Raw genomic sequence first — 19,225 nt, forward strand, 5'->3', positions numbered from 1 at the left:
TCACCACCAATGGGCTTTTAGTAAAAAAATATGTTAACCTACCTATTTGAATATTTAGAAAATGAATACCAGTTTCCCGGAGCGTCCCTTTTTGGGTTCCTTACGTTTAGGGCGGCCATGGCTATACTTTTTTCCTTGGGCTTAGCAACCATATATGGCAAACGAATTATTCTATTTCTTCAAAAGAAACAAATTGGGGAAACGGTAAGAGACTTGGGTCTGGACGGTCAAAAGCAAAAGGCCGGGACGCCTACCATGGGTGGTTTGATTATCATATTTGCAACGCTTATTCCAGTATTGTTGTTTGCCAAATTACACAATATCTATATCATTCTTCTTATTATAACTACCGTATGGATGGGAGTTATCGGCTTTGTAGATGATTATATTAAGATTTTTAGAAAGAACAAGGAAGGGTTAAAAGGTCGTTTCAAGGTATTGGGTCAGGTAGTATTGGGATTGGTTGTAGGAGCCACACTTTATTTTCATCCGCAAGTAACCATGCGCGAGCATACGAAAACAATTATTACGGAGAACTTTACCGTAGAAGAGGTGAAAGGAGCAGACATTAAGTCTACGATGACTACGGTGCCTTTTTTCAAGAATAATGAGCTGGATTATAGCAGTTTTATTTCATGGATGGGCGATGGTTTGGAGGCATATACGTGGTTGATTTTTATCCCGATCATTATCTTGATCGTTACCGCTGTTTCCAATGGAGCTAATCTGACCGATGGTATAGACGGACTTGCAGCGGGCAGTTCCGCTATAATTGCCATAACCCTAGGGATTTTTGCATGGGTTTCTGGGAATATCATTTTTTCTGACTATTTGGATATCATGTTCATACCTATGGCAGGCGAATTACTAATATTCATTACCGCCTTTGTAGGTGCCCTAGTCGGGTTTTTATGGTATAACGCTTTTCCGGCGCAGGTTTTTATGGGCGATACGGGGAGTCTCACAATCGGTGGTGTTATAGCCGTTATAGCCATCATCATTCGTAAAGAATTATTAATCCCCATTTTGTGCGGAATCTTCTTTGCAGAATCTATCTCAGTGATGTTGCAAGTAGGCTACTTCAAGTATACTAGAAATAAGTATGGAGAAGGAAAACGTATTTTTTTAATGGCACCCTTACACCATCATTATCAGAAAAAAGGATACCACGAAAGCAAAATAGTTACTCGTTTTTGGATTATAGGAATTCTATTGGCCATTGTCACTATAGTTACTTTGAAACTAAGGTAGATGGCTTTACTGGTAATACTAGGAGGTGGGGAAAGTGGTGTAGGCACGGCAATTTTAGGCCAAAAAAAAGGATACGATGTTTTTGTGTCCGATAAAGGAAAAATTAAAAAGAAGTACAAGGACGTTCTTTCACATTATGGAATTGATTGGGAAGAGGAACTACATTCCGAGAACCGCATAATACAGGCTGATATCGTGATGAAAAGCCCTGGTATTCCAGATACGGTACCTCTGGTAAAGCAATTGTTGGCCAAGGGTGTTCCGGTAGTTTCGGAGATAGAGTTTGCATCCAATTATACCGATGCTAAAATCATTGGGATAACCGGGAGCAATGGAAAAACGACCACCACAATGCTTACAAATCATTTGTTGGTGGGGGGAGGCCTTAATGTTGGAATGGCAGGTAATATTGGGGACAGCTTTGCCAAAATGGTAGCCGAGAATGATTTTGAGTATTACGTTTTGGAGATCAGTAGTTTTCAGTTGGACGGCATCCGAGAGTTTAGACCGGATATTGCTGTGATAACGAATATTACGCCAGATCATTTAGATCGGTATGATTATAAGTTCGAGAATTATATCGCATCAAAGTTCAGAATTGCCATGAACCAAACGGAAAAAGATTATCTGATTTATGACGCAGATGATGAGGTAATTGTTTCCTGGCTTAAAGCCAACCCGGTCAAATCCAAATTAATGCCATTCTCCTTAAAGGAGAAATTTAAGGAAGGAACATATTTAGAAGATACTAATATTTCAATAACAACACTAACGGATAAGATGACTATGACGACAGATGCTTTAGCACTAGAAGGACAACACAATCTAAAAAATACAATGGCTGCGGCTACCATTGCAAAATTGGTAAGTATCCGTAAGGAGACCATAAGGGACTGTATCTCTACTTTTCAAGGTGCGCCGCACCGCTTAGAGAAAGTGTTAAAAATTAGCCATGTACAATACATAAACGATTCCAAGGCAACCAATGTAAATGCTACCTATTTTGCTTTAGATAGTGTAAAGACGCAGACAGTATGGATTGTTGGTGGCGTGGACAAGGGCAACGATTACAAAGCTTTGATGTCCTTAGTCAGAGAAAAGGTAAAGGCAATCGTGTGTTTAGGTGCCGATAATACCAAAATCAAGGAGACTTTTGGTAACGTGGTAGATTTGGTAGTTGAAACGTACGCAATGGAAGAAGCGGTCAAAGTTGCTTACAAGATTGCAGAGCGTGGTGATACGGTGTTGTTGTCACCAGCCTGTGCCAGTTTCGACTTGTTTGAAAGTTATGAAGATCGCGGAAATCAGTTCAAAAATTGTGTAAAAAATTTATAAGTGCTAAAATTATTGCAAAATATCAAGGGAGATAAAGCTATTTGGGCCATTGCAGCCCTTTTGGCGTTGTTTTCTTTTTTACCTGTCTACAGTGCCAGTAGTAATCTGGTATACGTCGTTGGCAATGGCACTACGGCCGGTCATTTGATAAAACATGCACTACTCCTATTTTTGGGATTTGGGATAATTTACGGAGTTCATAAAATTCCGACGCATTTTTTTAAGGGACTTTCCCTTATTGGATTACCCATTGTTTTGGTGTTATTGGTTTTTGTGTTGGCACAAGGAACAACCAGTGGAGAGACCAATGCGAGTCGGTGGATTCGTATTCCCTTCGTTGGTTTCGGGTTTCAGCCTTCTAATCTGGCAGCAGTGGTCTTACTGATTTATGTGGCGCGCTATCTATCCAAGATAAGAGAGATGACGGTCACGTTTACCGAGAGTATTTTGCCCTTATGGCTTCCTGTATTTTTAGTTGTAGTATTGATTTTGCCGGCGAACTTTTCTACTGCGGCAATCATATTTACTATGGTATTGATGTTATGCTTCTTAGGGGGGTATCCAATAAAATATTTGATAGGGATTATAGGCACCGGGTTGGTTTGTTTGACCCTGTTCGTGGTAACGGCAAAAGCATTTCCAGACTTGTTTCCAAACAGGGTAGACACTTGGATGAGTCGTATCGATAGTTTTACGAGTCCAGAAGATACAGAGGCGAATTATCAAATAGAACGGGCAAAAATAGCGATTGCTACAGGCGGTATTGTGGGAAAAGGTGCAGGGAAGAGTGTTCAGAAGAATTTTTTACCGCAAAGTTCTTCGGATTTTATATATGCTATTATAGTAGAGGAGTATGGATTAATTGGCGGTTTTGCGCTTATGTTCTTTTACCTGTTTTTATTGTTTCGTATTGTAGTTGTGGCAAATAGTAGTACTTCGATTTTTAGTAAGCTATTGGTCTTAGGGGTAGGCCTTCCTATTGTGTTTCAGGCAATGATAAATATGGCCGTAGCGGTAGAGTTGTTTCCGGTAACGGGACAGAATTTACCGCTAATAAGTAGTGGAGGAACATCCAGTTGGATGACCTGCTTGGCCATAGGAATTATTTTGAGTGCTAGTAATAAGAGTTTGGTCCAAGACGCAAACGGTCCAACAGATTTTGATGAGAATAATCCTTTAGAAGTGTTGAGTGGACAACTATAGGTTTATTATATCTGGTGGAGGTACGGGCGGACATATTTATCCTGCTATAGCCATAGCGAACGAATTAAAACGCAGGTTTCCGAAAGCGGAATTTTTGTTCGTAGGCGCCAAGGATAGAATGGAAATGGAAAAAGTGCCCCAGGCCGGCTATAAAATAGAAGGTCTTTGGATAACAGGAATACAGCGAAAGCTAACTTTTAAAAATGTAATGTTTCCGTTTAAATTGATGAGTAGTTTGATAAAAGCAGGTAACATAGTAAAACGGGTTAAGCCCCATGCCGTTATTGGTACTGGAGGTTTTGCTAGTGGTCCTTTATTACGGGTCGCATCTGGTAAGGGAATTCCTTGTGTGTTGCAGGAGCAGAATTCTTATGCGGGTATAACAAATAAGTTGCTTAAGGATAGGGTACAGAAAATATGTGTGGCCTATGATGGTATGGAGCAATTTTTTCCAGCGGATAAAATAGTAAAAACAGGTAATCCGGTTCGTGCAGATTTAATAAAGTTAAATGTAAATAAGCAAGATGCTTTGGATTTTTTTCAGCTTCATCCAACAAAAAAGACGGTGTTGGTCCTAGGTGGAAGTTTAGGAGCCAAGCGTATAAATGAATTTATAGCGGATAAGTTGTCCTTCTTTGAGGACTTGGGAATACAGCTAGTGTGGCAATGTGGAAAAGGGTATATAGAAAAATATAGTAACTGTAATTCGGACACGGTGAAGGTATATGCGTTTTTAAATGAAATGGATAAAGCCTATGCGGCTGCCGATTTTATCGTTTCTAGGGCGGGTGCGGGATCGGTATCGGAGTTGTGTATTGTTGGGAAACCTACATTTTTTATACCGTCACCAAATGTCGCCGAAGACCACCAAACAAAGAATGCACAAGCGTTAGAACAAGATTCAGCGGCTATATTGATTAGGGAGAAGGATTTGGATTTGGATTTTGAAAGCTCATTTAGAAAGGTATATAACTCGCAAGAGAAGCAAGATCAATTGTCAAAAAACATGAAAGCTTTGGCATTACCCAATGCTACAAGTGCTATTTGTGACGAGGTAGAAAAGTTGTTATAGAAATAGAATATTAAATAGTAAAATTTTAGAATAAGGTTTTGGACTTGAAAAATATACATAGCGTCTACTTTATTGGCATAGGAGGCATTGGCATGTCTGCCTTGGCGCGGTATTTTAGGTTTATAAACATCCCGGTTGCAGGATATGATAAAACAGAAACACCATTGACGAAAGAATTGGTAGCTGTGGGAATTCCTATCCACTATACCGATGATATACGGTTAGTTTCAAAACCATTTTTGGATGCCGAAAGCACTTTAATCGTATATACTCCCGCAGTGGCGGCGTCGCATAGCGAATACCAATATTTTAAGAAGAATGGTTTTGTGATAAAAAAGCGCTCTGAAGTATTGGGGCTTATTACCGCAGATTCCTTCTGTTTTGCTGTTGCTGGAACGCATGGCAAGACTACGACCTCAGCTATACTGGCGCATTTATTAAAAGAAACCGGAGCGCCTTTAACTGCTTTTTTGGGAGGTATTTCAGAAGATTTTAACAGTAACTTCCTATTAGAGGGAACCGACTATTCGGTTGTAGAAGCAGATGAATTTGATCGTTCATTTTTACGGCTTACTCCAAATGTTGCCTGTATTACGTCTATGGATGCGGATCACTTGGATATTTATGGAAATGCTGATGAATTAATAGCTTCTTTTATCGATTTCACGAAGCGTATAAAGCCTGGAGGTAAACTTTTTGTTCGGAAAGGTCTGCCCTTGGAGGGCTTAACTTATGGTATAGAAGATGATTCCGATTTTTGCATCCGCAATATAAAAATAGAACAAGGTGCCTACATATTTGATTTGGTTACCCCGAGTATCGTTTTGAACGGGGTAAAGTTCAGTAAACCGGGCAGGCATAATTTGCTTAACGGTTTGGTTGCTTTTGCCATGGCGATGGAATCCGGTTCCCCACCGGATCGCTTGGCAAGTGCATTAGAAACATTTAAGGGTGTAAAACGCAGATTTTCATATCAGATAAACACTTCGGAGTTTGTTTTTATTGATGATTATGCGCATCACCCCATCGAAATAGATGCTGTGTTTGATGCGGTTAAAGAAATGCATCCGAACAAAAAAGTTTTGGCAGTTTTTCAACCACATCTTTTTTCAAGAACACGTGACTTTGGAGATGAATTTGCGAAAAGTCTTTCCAGATTTGATAATGTGCTGTTATTGGACATTTATCCAGCTAGGGAAAACCCTATATCAGGAATAGATTCGGAGTGGTTAGTGGGAAAAATGACCAACGCTAATACAAAAATAGTCGGAAAATTAAATTTATCAGATGAAATAAAAGGCCAAAACCCTGAAGTGTTAATTACTATGGGAGCAGGTGATATTGGCTTAGAAATTGAACGGATTAAAAATGAACTGACCTATGAAAATGAATTGGAATAACATAAAACTGATAGCCTTGGTTTTGGTAATCATGGGGTTGTATGCGTTTACCAATCAGCGGAACGATAATAAAAGTATCGTTAAAATGAAGGTGGAATTTGGTGGCGATGAAAATCTATATCTAACGGAAGGAGTGGTTAATAAATTGTTAATACAAAAATATGGCGGACTTGAAAATGTCCCTAAAGAAAAGATAGCTTTGAATACTGTAGAAAAGGCTTTAGAGGCCAATGAAATGGTAAAAAGTGCCCAAGTGTATCTTACTATAGATGGTGAACTTACGTCAAAAATAATTCAACGTAAACCAATCGGTCGTGTAGAGGGGGGTTCGAAATTCTATTTGGATGACGAAGGAAAGCGTATGCCGTTTTCAAGCAATCATTCCGCTAGAGTTCCAATAATTACGGGAAACGTGACCGGCGAAACGCTGGAAGATGTGTATGTGATTCTGGAATTCATCAACGAGGACACCTTTTTGCGTAAAAATGTTATTGGCATTCATATCGAAGAAAAGGATAATTATAAATTGAAATTTAGATTAAATCAGTTTGTAGTGAAGTTAGGAACTGTAAATAATCTTGAGGAAAAGTTTAGCAATTTTAAGGCGTTTTATGCCAAGGCGAACAAGGATAAAACTTTAGAAGATTTTGCTGTTGTAAGTTTAGAATTCAATAATCAGGTAGTGTGCACTAAAATATAAATGGGAATGGAACAAGCTAATTATTCTGTCGGGTTAGACATCGGAACAACAAAAATCGTCGCCATCATTGGTAAGGAAAACGAATATGGAAAGATAGAGATTTTGGGAATTGGCAAGTCCAAAAGCCTAGGGGTTCATAGGGGTGTTGTAAATAACATCACACAAACCATAAAATCCATTCAACAGGCTGTTGAGGAGGCAGAGGCCAATTCAGGTCTCAAAATAGGAAATGTGGTAGTAGGTATTGCAGGGCAGCATATACGCAGTTTACAGCATAGCGATTACATTACAAGGCCGGATTCGGAAGAGGTAATAGGAGATAAAGATTTGGATAAGTTAGTGAACCAAGTTCATAAATTAATTATGTTACCTGGAGAAGAGATTATCCATGTACTTCCGCAAGAATATAAAGTAGATGGCCAAGCCGAAATTAAACAGCCAATTGGAATGTACGGGGGTCGGTTAGAGGCTAATTTCCATGTGGTCGTTGGCCAGGTAACATCCATAAAAAATGTTGGTAGATGTATTAAGAGTGCTGGTCTTGGGTTGGGAAATATCACCTTGGAACCATTGGCATCATCGGATGCGGTTTTAAGTCAGGAAGAAAAAGAAGCTGGTGTGGCGCTCATCGATATAGGAGGCGGCACTACGGATTTGGCAATTTTTAAAGATGGTATCATTAGGCATACGGCCGTTATTCCTTTTGGAGGGGGCATTATTACAGAAGATATTAAAGAAGGGTGCTCCATTATAGAAAAGCAGGCAGAGTTATTAAAGATGAAGTTCGGTTCTGCATGGCCTGGTGAAAATAGGGATAACGAGATTGTTTCCATACCTGGTTTACGAGGTAGGGAACCAAAGGAGATTTCATTAAAAAACCTTTCCAAAATAATCCATGCAAGGGTTGTAGAAATAATTGAGCAGGTTTACGTGGAGGTGAAGAATTATGGACACGATGAACAAAAGAAAAAATTAATTGCAGGAATAGTGCTTACCGGTGGCGGAAGTCAATTAAAACATTTAAAACAATTGGTAGAATACATCACAGGTATGGATACTAGAATTGGATATCCAAATGAACATTTAGCGGGTGATTCGGATGCAGAAATAGCTAGTCCGCTCTATGCCACTGCCGTAGGATTATTAATGAATGCGGTTAAGAATCAATCCAAAATGCAAGTTGAAGTTTCTTCTGGACAGGAAGATACCGTAAGTGAAGAGGAGGAGCGAGGAGAAGAGCTCCTGGCAAACGAAGAAAGACGTAAGGAACGAAAATCGGTTTTCGATAAATGGTCTGAAAAGTTAAAGGAATTTTTGGACAACGCAGAGTAAAACAAATATAGAAGACAGCATACAATAACCAGTAATAATAACACTATGAGCAACAGCAGCGAATTTGACAATATCTCATTTGATCTTCCAAAGAATCAAAGCAATGTAATTAAGGTTATCGGAGTAGGGGGGGCGGTAGTAATGCCATTAACCATATGTTCCAAGCCGGAATAAACGGAGTAGACTTCGTTATCTGTAATACCGATTCACAGGCTTTGGACAATAGTCCGGTTCCAAACAAAATTCAATTGGGGGTTTCATTGACAGAAGGATTGGGAGCTGGTGCCAACCCAGAAGTTGGTGAGCAAGCCGCTATGGAGAGTATGGAGGACATCAAACAGATGTTGGACAATACGACCAAGATGATATTCATTACGGCAGGAATGGGTGGAGGAACTGGAACTGGTGCTGCTCCAGTAATTGCCAAATTTGCTAAAGAGATGGATGTGCTTACCGTTGGTATCGTAACAATGCCTTTCAACTTTGAAGGAAAAATGCGTTGTGATCAAGCACAAAGAGGAATAGAAAAACTAAGAAATAATGTAGATTCCTTAATCGTAATCAATAACAACAAACTAAGAGAAGTGTATGGTAACCTTGGCTTTAAGGCAGGTTTCTCGAAAGCTGATGAAGTATTGGCTACGGCAGCGAGAGGAATTGCAGAGGTAATTACCCATCATTATACACAGAATATAGATTTACGTGATGCTAAAACGGTTCTTTCCAATAGTGGTACAGCTATTATGGGCTCCGCAATCTCTTCTGGTTCTGCAAGGGCAAACGAGGCTATTATGAAGGCTTTGGATTCTCCGTTGTTGAACGACAACAAAATTCAAGGTGCTAAAAACGTATTGTTACTTATTGTTTCCGGTGCTCAGGAAATTACGATTGATGAAATTGGAGAGATCAATGATCATATTCAAATAGAAGCAGGACACGGTGCAAATATCATCATGGGTGTTGGTGAGGACGAGAGTTTAGGAGAGGCTATTGCCGTAACGGTAATTGCCACGGGATTTAACATTGAACAACAAGATGATATCGTAAATACGGAATCAAAAAAAATAATCCATAACCTAGAAGAGGGACAGAAAGCGGAGATGGAATTGATGTCCGCAAATAAAACCGTTCATGTGCTTGAAGAGGATCAACCGGAAGAGAAGCCACAAGCACGATATGAATTAGTAGATCAGGGCGACTTTGATTTGATACCTACTACAAATTATATTAAAAACTTCAATGTTTTTTATGAAGAGGTAGTTGCCAAGGATGTTTCTGAGGATGATTTTGTTATCATAGAATCATCGGACAAATTACGTGATATCGAGGTAGTGGAGCCACAAGAATTAAAAGGACAAGATCAAGACGATCAATTTGCGATAGGTTTTGATTTACCTTTGGTTACAGATGAAGAAGAAAAGGAAAATGTAATCATGTTTGACCTTAATGACGAGGTCAAGGATATGGACGTTAACGATAGCGTTGAAATTATCCCGGTATTGGAGTATAACAAAAAAGGAGAAACCAGATATAGTTTAGATGACTATATGCAACTGGAGAATAAGCTTACGGGAGCAAAGTCAAAAGCAGAGGAATTTGAACCTAAAATAGTGGAGGACGAACTCGTTTTTGAGAGAAAGACGGTTGCACCAAAAGCTCCTACAGCCCAGCCGGAGGAACAATTGGATCCTATGGAAACACCTATCGAGGAATTGTTAAGGGAAAGGGCAGACGAGCGCCGAAGAAAACTAAAGGATTTCAATTACAAGTTTAAAAATAGCGTTAATAATATAGACGAGTTTGAAAAGCAACCTGCGTACAAAAGACAGGGTGTTGATTTGAATGAAACTGCAAGGGAACAAAAAATTTCTCGCACAAGTTTAAGTGACGATAGTAACAATGATATACAGATGCGATCCAACAACTCTTTTCTACATGATAATGTAGATTAATTAACGAGTTGAACCGTTTTAAACCCGGAAACAAGTCTCGTTTTCGGGTTTGTTTTTTATCTTTGCAGCTTCAAAAACATTCGAAATATGGGATTGCAACAAGAGGTAATGGATCAAATGAAGACAGCTATGAAAGCAAAGGATACCGTAGCCCTAGAATCCTTGCGTGCAATTAAGTCAGCGCTCTTGTTGGCAAAAACTAGCGGGGATGGGGAGCTTTCTGAAGAAGATGAGGTGAAATTGGTTCAAAAACTGGTAAAGCAACGTAAGGATAGTGCTACCATATTTAGCGATCAAGGCAGACAGGATTTAGCTGATCCTGAACTAGCACAGATTGCGGTATTGGAACAGTTTTTACCCGAGCAATTAAGCAATGAAGAAATAGAGAACGTGGTAGTTCAAACGATTGCAGCAACAGGTGCTTCCGGTATGAAGGATATGGGCACGGTAATGGGAATGGTTTCAAAAGAATTAGCTGGAAGGGCCGATGGAAAAACAATTTCCTCTATTGTTAAAAATAAATTGTCCTAGCGCTATAGTATCGCAATAAGAAATTCTATTTTTGAATATTGAAAAAGGCCGCGTGGCGCAACTGAATAGCGCATCAGATTTCGGCTCTGAGGGTTGGGGGTTTGAATCCCTCCGCGGTCACTAAATTAAAAAACCATCACAGTGTGATGGTTTTTTGATATTTGTTATTTATAACATTTGTTGACAATATCCCGTATTATCATCTTTGCATGCACCCTGGAATTTTCTATAAACCATTTATGGGTTTCCATGCCACCACAAATAACGCCTGCAAGATAGAGTCCGTCTACATTACTTTCCATAGTTTCCGTATCGTATTGCGGTAATTTTTTTTCATCATCACTTAGATTGATGCCAAGTTGTTCCAAAAACTTAAAATTAGGTTTATAGCCAGTTAGGGCAAGTACAAAATCGTTTTTGAGTGTCTTGTTGCCGTCTGGTGTATTAATACTAATTTCTGTAGGTGTAATTGTAGTAACAGTACTATTGTAATATGCGGTAATGCTTCCTTCTTCAATCCTATTGATAATATCCGGGCGAACCCAATATTTCACGCGTTGTCCCACTTCTGGGCCTCTAATGATCAAGCTTACTTCTGCCCCCTTTCGGTAGCATTCCAAGGCAGCGTCTATGGCGCTATTACTGGCCCCAATAACTGCAAGCTTTTGGCCGGCGTAATAATGTGGATTGTTGTAGTAATGTGATACTTTTTCCAATGCCTCTCCGGGCACATCCAATGTATTGGGAATGTCGTAAAACCCTGTAGCAATAATCACCTTGTAAGCTGTATAGCCCTTCTTTGTGGTTTGAATTTCAAAGTGATTACCCATATTTAGAAGATTTTCAACTTTCTCGAATAGATTGATGTTAAGTTTGTTGGTCGTTACAATCCGCCGGTAATATTCTAAAGCTTCATCTCTTTTTGGTTTTGCCTCTTTGCTAATAAAAGGGATTTCATCGATTTCCAATTTTTCGGAAGAAGAAAAAAACTGCATATTAGTCGGGTAATTAAAAAGCGAGTTCACAATAGGGCCTTTTTCTAATATCAAATAATTCAGCCCATGTTTCTTTGCCTCCAAGCCACAGGCTATCCCTATTGGGCCTCCTCCAACGATGATAACATCTAAGTGTTCCATTATCCTTTTAGACTTTTTATGGTTGCTTTTGGGTCGTCACTCTTAAATACAAAGCTTCCCGCCACTAATACATCGGCTCCTGCTGCTATCAATTCCTTTGCATTCGCTGTTGAGACTCCACCATCTATTTCAATTAAGGTGTTGCTACCTTTTGCTGTTATGAGTTCTTTTAACGCTTTTACTTTATTATAGGTGTTGGCAATAAAACATTGACCCCCGAATCCTGGGTTAACGCTCATCACGCAGACCATATCAATATCTTGAATAATGTTTTCCAGAAGCTGTACGGAAGTATGAGGGTTTAGCGCTACTCCTGCTTTCATACCTGCCGATTTAATAGCCTGTAGCGTTCTATGTAAATGCGAGCACGCTTCGTAATGTACCGTTAAATACGTTGCCCCCAAGTCTGCAAACTCCTGTATGTAGCGATCTGGGTCTACAATCATCAAGTGCACGTCCAACGGTTTTGTAGCGTGTTTTTGAATGGCTTTCACTACAGGCATACCGTAGGAAATATTGGGAACAAAAACGCCGTCCATCACATCAATATGGTGCCAATCGGCATCACTGTTGTTCACCATTTCAACATCACGTTGTAGGTTGCCAAAGTCTGCTGCAAGTAGAGAGGGCGCTATTTTTGTTTTTTGCATTTTGTGTCTGATATATATTCAGTACAAAAATAGCGAATTGAGTTTTTCTTTAGGCAATTGTATTGCCATTTACAGATGCTATTGGCCATAGTAATGTATCAGGTCACTCTCGGCAGCTATATAACCAAAAGAACTCCATGCAGGACTTTCTATCAAATCCGTCATTAATTCTTCTGCTTTTTCCTTTTCGTCATTATAGAAATACCAATTGGCTATTCCGTAAGCAACAGCGTCATTCGACGGACTTCCGGTTCCCGTCTGTACCAAAGAATCAACCGGAATAATGCCTTTATAAACTTTACAAAGGTCATGATAGCTCTGGTTTTCAATCACATCCATTTCGCCAGATATTGGTTCAAGCATTTTATTTGCCATTACTGTATTGCCTAGTCGCCGCTGTATCATGTAGAGCCAATGTGTACTGGAAACAATATTATCGGGTAAATTGCCTGATTCCCTACACTTTAAATATGCGTCATAGGCTTTTTCATAGTCGTGTTCAAGGTAATAGGCCAAGCCCAAATGATACCAAATGTTGCCGTGTAAGGTGCTTACGGGAATGTTTTGCGCATTGGGCATACCATCCGGTTCTATTTCATTCGTTGTTCCCTGAATCAATTGGCCTGCTTTTTCCAAATCGGAAATCGCTTCCTTGAATTTGCGTAAGGAGATATACCGATGTCCCCGATGCCGATACAATCGAGGTTCTTGAGGGTGTTTTTTTATCCCTTCGCCGTAAATAGCAATTGCATCGTTATAACGACCTAAGTAAGCAGTTCTTCTACCATACCAAATAAGGGCCTCTACGTCAGTAGGATTGCTATTGTATTTTTCTTTTGCTTCTTCATATTGTAGCAAAAGTTTTTCCGAAGGTTTGGCAATGACTATTTCCTTTTCTAAAGGTGTGGTAAACGTAATGGTTTTTTCTACTATCACCTTTTCACCCTCTGGCTCGTCCTTTTTGGTGTCCTTGCAATTTATAAATAGCAAGGTGGCAATAACCATTGTACAGGTGACAAATACTTTCCTTGCTACCGTTTTCTTCATTATTAGTTATTTAGATACTTCAATTTCTTCAAATCCCGTATTCTTTAGCGTTGAATTTACCTTGGGAAGATTCTTCTGCATAATGCTGCTAAGTTTGCCCAAATGCTGATCCAACTCTGCAGAAAGTTCTTTAAACACCTTGTAAGCACCATCCGTAGGTCTGGCGTCACCATTTTCTACACTTCTTCTCAATGAAGCTAATCTATTGTTCAGCTTTATTGGGAAGTTCAACGGATCTTGGTTGGATTGATTTTTTACTTGATATAAATCTTCCTCAATGGTCGAAATCGCTTTTAAAAATGGGTCAACGGTTTTTTTCCAGTCTTTACTTGCTATTTTGTCTTTGGCAGTTTTCAACTGGGTTTTTATTTCTCTAATTTTAATTACGGTTCGGTTGGCCTTGTCCGTTTTTCCCATAATGTTTTTGGCCAGTTCAAATTGCTCATCTAAGTCTTCTTTGGTAATACCTTTAAGGTTAGGATCTATTTCAATTGCAAAATCATAGGTCTTTTCTATACTTGGAGTTTTCATACGAATTTTATAATCTCCTAAAGGTGCTTTTGGCCCTCTAGTAGGCCTAGCGCTCCAAATAATCATACCTTCAAAATCGATAGCACCGGGATAACGCAAGTCCCAAGTAAACGTATTTAATCCTTTAGCGGTGGTTGGTTTGGTAGATCCGCCTTTTTTCCACCAAGGCAGGTCTGCGTCCTCTTCGTATTTAGCTTTGCTTCCTGTAAAGGTGTCTATAACAACACCTTTTGCATCCAAGACTTCAAATGTGATGGTATCTAATTCTTCTTGTAGGTAATATTGAATTTTCGCATCCGAAATACCTCGTATGGCATTGGATGGTTGAAACAGTACGGCAGAAGCTGATTTCATTTCATCTTGGTACTGTCGCAAGGGATGAATGTCATCCAAAATCCAAAACCCTCTTCCGTGTGTTCCTAGCACTACATCATTATCTTTAATTACCAAATCTCGTATTGGGGTATCTGGAAGTTTAAGTTGAAGTGATTGCCACGATGCACCGTCATTGGCAGAGAAATAAACGCCATGTTCCGTTCCCAAAAATAGAAGACCCTCTCTAATGGGATCTTCGCGAACCGCTCTTGCAAAATGACCATCGGCAATCCCTGTTATGATTTTACTCCATGTTTTGCCGTAATCATGTGTCTTGAAAACATAAGGTTGGCGATCGTCAACTTGATAGCGATTTGCCGCTACATATAAAGTTCCCGGTCTGTGAACGGATTCCTCTATGATACTTACACGTGAGAATTTAGGGAGTCCCGCTGGTGTAATATCGGCCCAGTTTGTTCCGCCATCTCTGGTAATATGGATTTTTCCGTCGTCGGATCCTGCCCAGATTGTGTTTATGTCATGTGTGGACGGCGCCAAGGCAAAAACGGTTGCATAAATTTCAGGACCGTTCATGTCCATGGTAATAACACCTCCTGTTTTTCCTAAGGTGCTAGGATCTGCATAGGTAAGGTCGGGACTTATCCTTGTCCAAGACTGACCATCATCTGTCGTTTTCCATACATGTTGAGAACAGGTATACATTATATTGGAATCTTGTGGGGCGAACATAATAGGGAAGGTCCATTGCCATCTTTCGGGCAACGCACTTGCCGGTTCGCCGGAGAAGAACCTGGGGTAGACTTGTATATCCCTTGTCTGTCCGTTACTTCGGTCATAACGGGTTAGTAATGCTCCTTGACTACCGGCATAAAAAATATCTTTGTTTACGGGGTGTTGGGTGATCCAACCACTTTCACCTCCCCCAACTGGATAGTACCACCCATGACCAGGTCCCCGGGCTTGCCTATGCTCCCAGCCATCGCTCGGTAATGCTACGGTGCTATTGTCTTGTTGGGCACCTGCTACATGGTAAGGAACATCACTGGTAGCCATTACATGGTAAAGTTGTGTGGTTACGTAGTCTTGTTCTGTCCAGCTTTTTCCGCCGTTGATGCTTACATTTCCTCCGCCATCATTGGAAGATATCATGCGATTCGGATTGTTAGGATCTATCCAAAGATCATGGTTGTCTCCGTGCGGAACTTTTATTTCGATGTCGAAGGTTTTTCCGCCATCGGTCGATTTCCAGAAATCAACATTAAGACCGTAAACCGTTTCTTTATCGATGGGATCGGCATAGATTCGTGAGTAGTAAAAGGCACGTTGCCGTAATTTACGCTCGTCATTGGTGCGTTCCCAAGTTTTTCCTGCATCATCGGAACGGAAAACACCGCCTTCGTTTGCTTCCACGATTGCCCAAACCCTGTTGGAATCGGCAGGTGAAACTGTCACTCCAATTTTTCCTATGGGTGGAGCCGGCATACCACTATTACTAGTGAGGTCTGTCCAGTTTTCACCACCATCCGTAGATTTCCAGAGTTTGCTGTCGCCACCGCCACCCCACATTTTCCAGGCTTTTCTTTGTACTTCCCAAGTAGTAGCATATAGTATTTGTGGGTCGTTTTTATCAATGATCAAGTCTACTGCGCCTGCTTTATCACTTACGTAGAGTGCCTTTTTCCAAGTTTTTCCTCCATCGGTCGTTTTAAAAACCCCGCGTTCTTCATTATTGCCATAAGGATGGCCCAAGGCAGCTACGTAAACGATGTCCGAGTTGGTAGGATGAATACGTATTCTTGCTACCGCCTGTGTTTCCTTTAGGCCTACATGTTCCCAGTTTTCGCCGGCGTCGATACTTTTATAGACGCCATCACCTTGGGTAATGCTACCGCGCAATTGTACCTCACCCATGCCAATATAAACGATATCAGGATTCGATTCCGATACGGCTACGGCCCCAACGGAAGAACTGGTAAGTTGTCCATCTGTTACTGCTTTCCATTCGGTGCCGCCATCAACTGTTTTCCAAAGTCCGCCGCCTGTAGCACCAAAATAATACTCGTTTGGTCTTGAAGGACTTCCAGCGCACCCTAGCGAGCGACCACCTCTAAGAGGGCCAATGTTTCTCCATTCTAGTCCTTCATAAAAAGACTTGTCAATTGTGTCATAGGGAATATTTCCTACTGTTGATGCTTTTTGTGAAAAAGCAAATGGTGTGCTGAATGTTAGTGCTAGTACTAAAAAGCATTTGATGGCATAATTCATAAGATGTTCTTTTAGCTTAGGTGAAAAAGTAATTGTGTCATAAATGTAATAAAATCATAGAATCTTTTTAAAAGCTCTTCATGAATCCTATGTTATCGATTACGACCACTCCTTTTTTGCTTTTGTCAAAAATGAATTTAATAGTTTTAAGACTTGAAGGATTAAAGTTCGGATTGATATCTTTTAGGTTGTTAAGAGGAAATTTAAATAATTGGAATACTTGTTCTGAGGAGTGGTCTCCAGTAATGAAATCCATTTTCCAAAGTATAGGCTTAATTTCACGCTGTAACGCCGAGAATTTACTAAGGTTGAAGCGAACAACTTGGCCCGTACTATCTTTTAGTGAAATGGATAAATCTATTGGTTCTTCTGGTTCTTTGCTATCGTCATTTTCCTTTTTTTCTTCCTCTTCCTCTTCCTCTTCCTCTTCCTCTTCCTCTTCCACTTCCACTTCCTCTTCCTCTTCTTCATTGTTATTTACCCATTTTCCTTTTGATTTGGGGTTGGAACTCTCGGTAGATTCTGCCATGGAAAATACCAGTACTGAAGTTGAATCGAGACGCGTTATAGGTCTTTCTAGGTCAATGGAATATGTTGCCAGTAAAGAGTCGTTCAGTGTGTCTACCGTCTCGTTATTCTCTTCTAGGTTATAATCCCATCCAACAAAAAGAGCGCGACTACCTTTTTTTTTCCATTTAAGCTGTATTTCTTGCTCGCGCCATACGGTAAGATTTTTTGAAGAGATGGCTCCTTCTCCACTGGTAGTACTGATTAAATCAAAGTCCTCGTCGAATGTGCAGAGTAACTCCGTGTTGGAATCTTCAAATTGGTTTAGGTAAATGGTTTCTGGAAGCCATTCTTTGGCAGTTCTTGCATCTGCAAACATTGGAAGATATTCATGTTTGCCCCTTAAAGTAGCTTCTAGAAAACCACTGATATACACTTTGGCGATTTTTCTTTGTTCCTGTTCCGGAAGTAATTGTTTTAGATTTAGCAGTCCAATAAATGGATTACCGGTATCATTATTACCCCAACTGGTATTGAATTGACCGTGATTGGCTCCATAGATATAGAGTCCGGATTTGAAACGATAGAGGCTGTCTTGGAACGTAATTCGCTCATATTGTTGGGCGCCGGCAAAAGAACTAACATCGGAATCTTGAGCACCATGCAAGACTAAATAGTTGACATTTTTAAATTTAGTATTGCTATTTCCAGGTTGATATTGTCCGTCTACGGGCGCTATCGCGACTATAGACTGAATATCAAAATTATAATCGAATTTGATAGAGGCATCGTCAGGATAAAAAGGTAGGGAATTGAACATAGCCGCGTGCCCAACCGCTTCACCACCTCTGGAATGCCCGATAAGAGCCAATTTGGAGGTGTCTATTTTATCTTCAAATTGGTGACCCTCTTTTTCGTTCCATTGATGCCAGAGTTTTAGGTGCTCCAGAAGCAACCAACCTCTGGCATCATTCTCTTCATCCAATCCTTTAAAAATATTCGACCATGAGGAGTTGATGAAATTTTCATCTACAGAAGCCAGTATGATTCCCCTAGATGCTAAAAGTTCACCTAAATAAGCATAGCCAACATCAGAGTAGTCTTGCATCCCATGGTTTCCATGAACAATAAGTGCCAATGGAAATGGACCTTCCCCTTCAGGATACCAAACTTGGGCGTTCAACGGTAGAGATTTTGCATCAAATCCCCAATATTTTTCACGCCACCAGCCGCTAAAACCACCCCATTCATCAATGAAGGCTAAACCGTTTACAGTTTCGGTTTTGATGGCTACGGAATCACCAAACATCCTACGGTGTAAGTCTTGGCCACTGCCATAGGTGAGACTCTTTACTGTGTATGGTCCTGGTTCGGCCGGCGATTCAGCGGTAATCTGTTCAATATTAACATCGTTATAAAGAGCGGCATTTGCAATGGGCTCTACTTCAAAACCATCAGGAATATAGGTGATGATCGCACCGATAATACCTCCGATACCTAATAGTAGTCCTACACCGGTAACAACCTTTTTAGGTAGTGATAAGTTTTTAAAGCCTGTTTTTTTTAAAACTAAAACTGATGCTCCAAGCAGGGAAGCGGTAAGTACAACAAATAATACAAGAAAACCATCGAAGTTCATTATAACAAGAAGCGGTATGGAAATCAGTAATGCCAATTTGTAGATTCTTGGAATCTTCAATATCGTTTTCATCAGCCATAGCGTCAAAAAGGAAGCGAGTAGGGTAGCAAGCGTAAAACCAATAAATAATAGCAGTATCCAAGAGTCATTGCTATTTTTAGCAACTAGAATACTGCAGACAAGCCATAGTAATATGGTAATAGATAATAATCCTATCACAGCACCTTTTACAGCAATTTTTCCTGGTGTTATGGTCTTGACTTTGGACTTGCACCAATGTATAATCTGATGGTATTTCTTTTTCATGCTGTTAGTTTTTAAAATCTAAGGGCGAACCT

Annotated in this window: 13 protein-coding genes, 1 tRNA gene and 1 pseudogene; 10 read left to right on the plus strand and 5 right to left on the minus strand. The window is 40.1% G+C overall.

Annotated features, from left to right (window positions below):
- Positions 1–30: 30 nt before the first annotated feature.
- The 10 genes and pseudogenes from mraY to MS6x_RS14700 all read left to right on the plus strand — a co-directional run bounded on the left by mraY (position 31) and on the right by MS6x_RS14700 (position 10,896).
- Positions 31–1,251 (plus strand): phospho-N-acetylmuramoyl-pentapeptide-transferase, encoded by a 1,221-nt coding sequence (mraY, locus tag MS6x_RS14655; protein ID WP_482603214.1) that lies wholly within the window; start codon positions 31–33, stop codon positions 1,249–1,251.
- Positions 1,252–2,586: a UDP-N-acetylmuramoyl-L-alanine--D-glutamate ligase gene (gene murD / locus MS6x_RS14660; RefSeq protein ID WP_482603215.1), complete on the plus strand. Its 1,335-nt coding sequence runs from the start codon at positions 1,252–1,254 to the stop codon at positions 2,584–2,586.
- A complete protein-coding gene (locus MS6x_RS14665; RefSeq protein WP_482603216.1) occupies positions 2,587–3,789 on the plus strand; it encodes an FtsW/RodA/SpoVE family cell cycle protein in 1,203 nt (400 codons plus the stop codon).
- The gene (murG, locus tag MS6x_RS14670) at positions 3,776–4,861 is read left to right on the plus strand and encodes an undecaprenyldiphospho-muramoylpentapeptide beta-N-acetylglucosaminyltransferase (protein WP_482603217.1); all 1,086 of its coding nucleotides are present in this window, start codon (positions 3,776–3,778) and stop codon (positions 4,859–4,861) included. The genes MS6x_RS14665 and murG overlap by 14 nt, the downstream gene beginning before the upstream one ends.
- A gap of 38 nt (positions 4,862–4,899) precedes the next feature.
- Positions 4,900–6,261 carry a UDP-N-acetylmuramate--L-alanine ligase gene (gene murC, locus MS6x_RS14675; RefSeq protein WP_482603218.1) on the plus strand — a complete coding sequence of 454 codons (1,362 nt, stop codon included), beginning with the start codon at positions 4,900–4,902 and terminating at the stop codon, positions 6,259–6,261.
- Positions 6,242–6,961, plus strand: a complete 720-nt coding sequence (locus tag MS6x_RS14680; protein WP_482603219.1) for a cell division protein FtsQ/DivIB — start codon at positions 6,242–6,244, stop codon at positions 6,959–6,961. Before murC ends, MS6x_RS14680 begins: the two co-directional genes overlap by 20 nt.
- A 6-nt stretch (positions 6,962–6,967) precedes the next feature.
- Positions 6,968–8,293, plus strand: coding sequence for a cell division protein FtsA (gene ftsA / locus MS6x_RS14685; RefSeq protein WP_482603220.1), 1,326 nt, complete (start codon positions 6,968–6,970; stop codon positions 8,291–8,293).
- 45 nt (positions 8,294–8,338) lie between these two features.
- Positions 8,339–10,245, plus strand: a pseudogene (gene ftsZ / locus MS6x_RS14690) (cell division protein FtsZ).
- An 87-nt stretch (positions 10,246–10,332) separates the two neighbouring features.
- A complete protein-coding gene (locus MS6x_RS14695; RefSeq protein ID WP_482603221.1) occupies positions 10,333–10,776 on the plus strand; it encodes a GatB/YqeY domain-containing protein in 444 nt (147 codons plus the stop codon).
- A 46-nt stretch (positions 10,777–10,822) separates the two neighbouring features.
- Positions 10,823–10,896, plus strand: a tRNA-Arg gene (locus tag MS6x_RS14700).
- 44 nt (positions 10,897–10,940) lie between these two features.
- Here the strand turns inward: MS6x_RS14700 and MS6x_RS14705 are convergent.
- From MS6x_RS14705 to MS6x_RS14725, 5 genes are all read right to left on the minus strand, one after another.
- Positions 10,941–11,912 carry a YpdA family putative bacillithiol disulfide reductase gene (locus MS6x_RS14705; RefSeq protein ID WP_482603222.1) on the minus strand — a complete coding sequence of 324 codons (972 nt, stop codon included), beginning with the start codon at positions 11,910–11,912 and terminating at the stop codon, positions 10,941–10,943.
- Complete coding sequence (gene rpe, locus MS6x_RS14710) at positions 11,912–12,562, minus strand: ribulose-phosphate 3-epimerase (protein WP_482603223.1); 651 nt, start codon at positions 12,560–12,562, stop codon at positions 11,912–11,914. The genes MS6x_RS14705 and rpe overlap by 1 nt, the downstream gene beginning before the upstream one ends.
- Positions 12,563–12,640: 78 nt before the next feature.
- Complete coding sequence (locus tag MS6x_RS14715; protein WP_482603224.1) at positions 12,641–13,609, minus strand: tetratricopeptide repeat protein; 969 nt, start codon at positions 13,607–13,609, stop codon at positions 12,641–12,643.
- A gap of 6 nt (positions 13,610–13,615) precedes the next feature.
- Positions 13,616–16,741, minus strand: a complete 3,126-nt coding sequence (locus MS6x_RS14720) for a WD40/YVTN/BNR-like repeat-containing protein (protein WP_482603225.1) — start codon at positions 16,739–16,741, stop codon at positions 13,616–13,618.
- Positions 16,742–16,808: 67 nt separating this feature from the next.
- On the minus strand, positions 16,809–19,193 hold the full coding sequence (locus MS6x_RS14725) for an alpha/beta hydrolase (protein ID WP_482603226.1): 2,385 nt from the start codon (positions 19,191–19,193) through the stop codon (positions 16,809–16,811).
- Positions 19,194–19,225: the final 32 nt, after the last annotated feature.

The sequence above is a fragment of the Maribacter sp. MS6 genome (genome assembly GCF_056839185.1).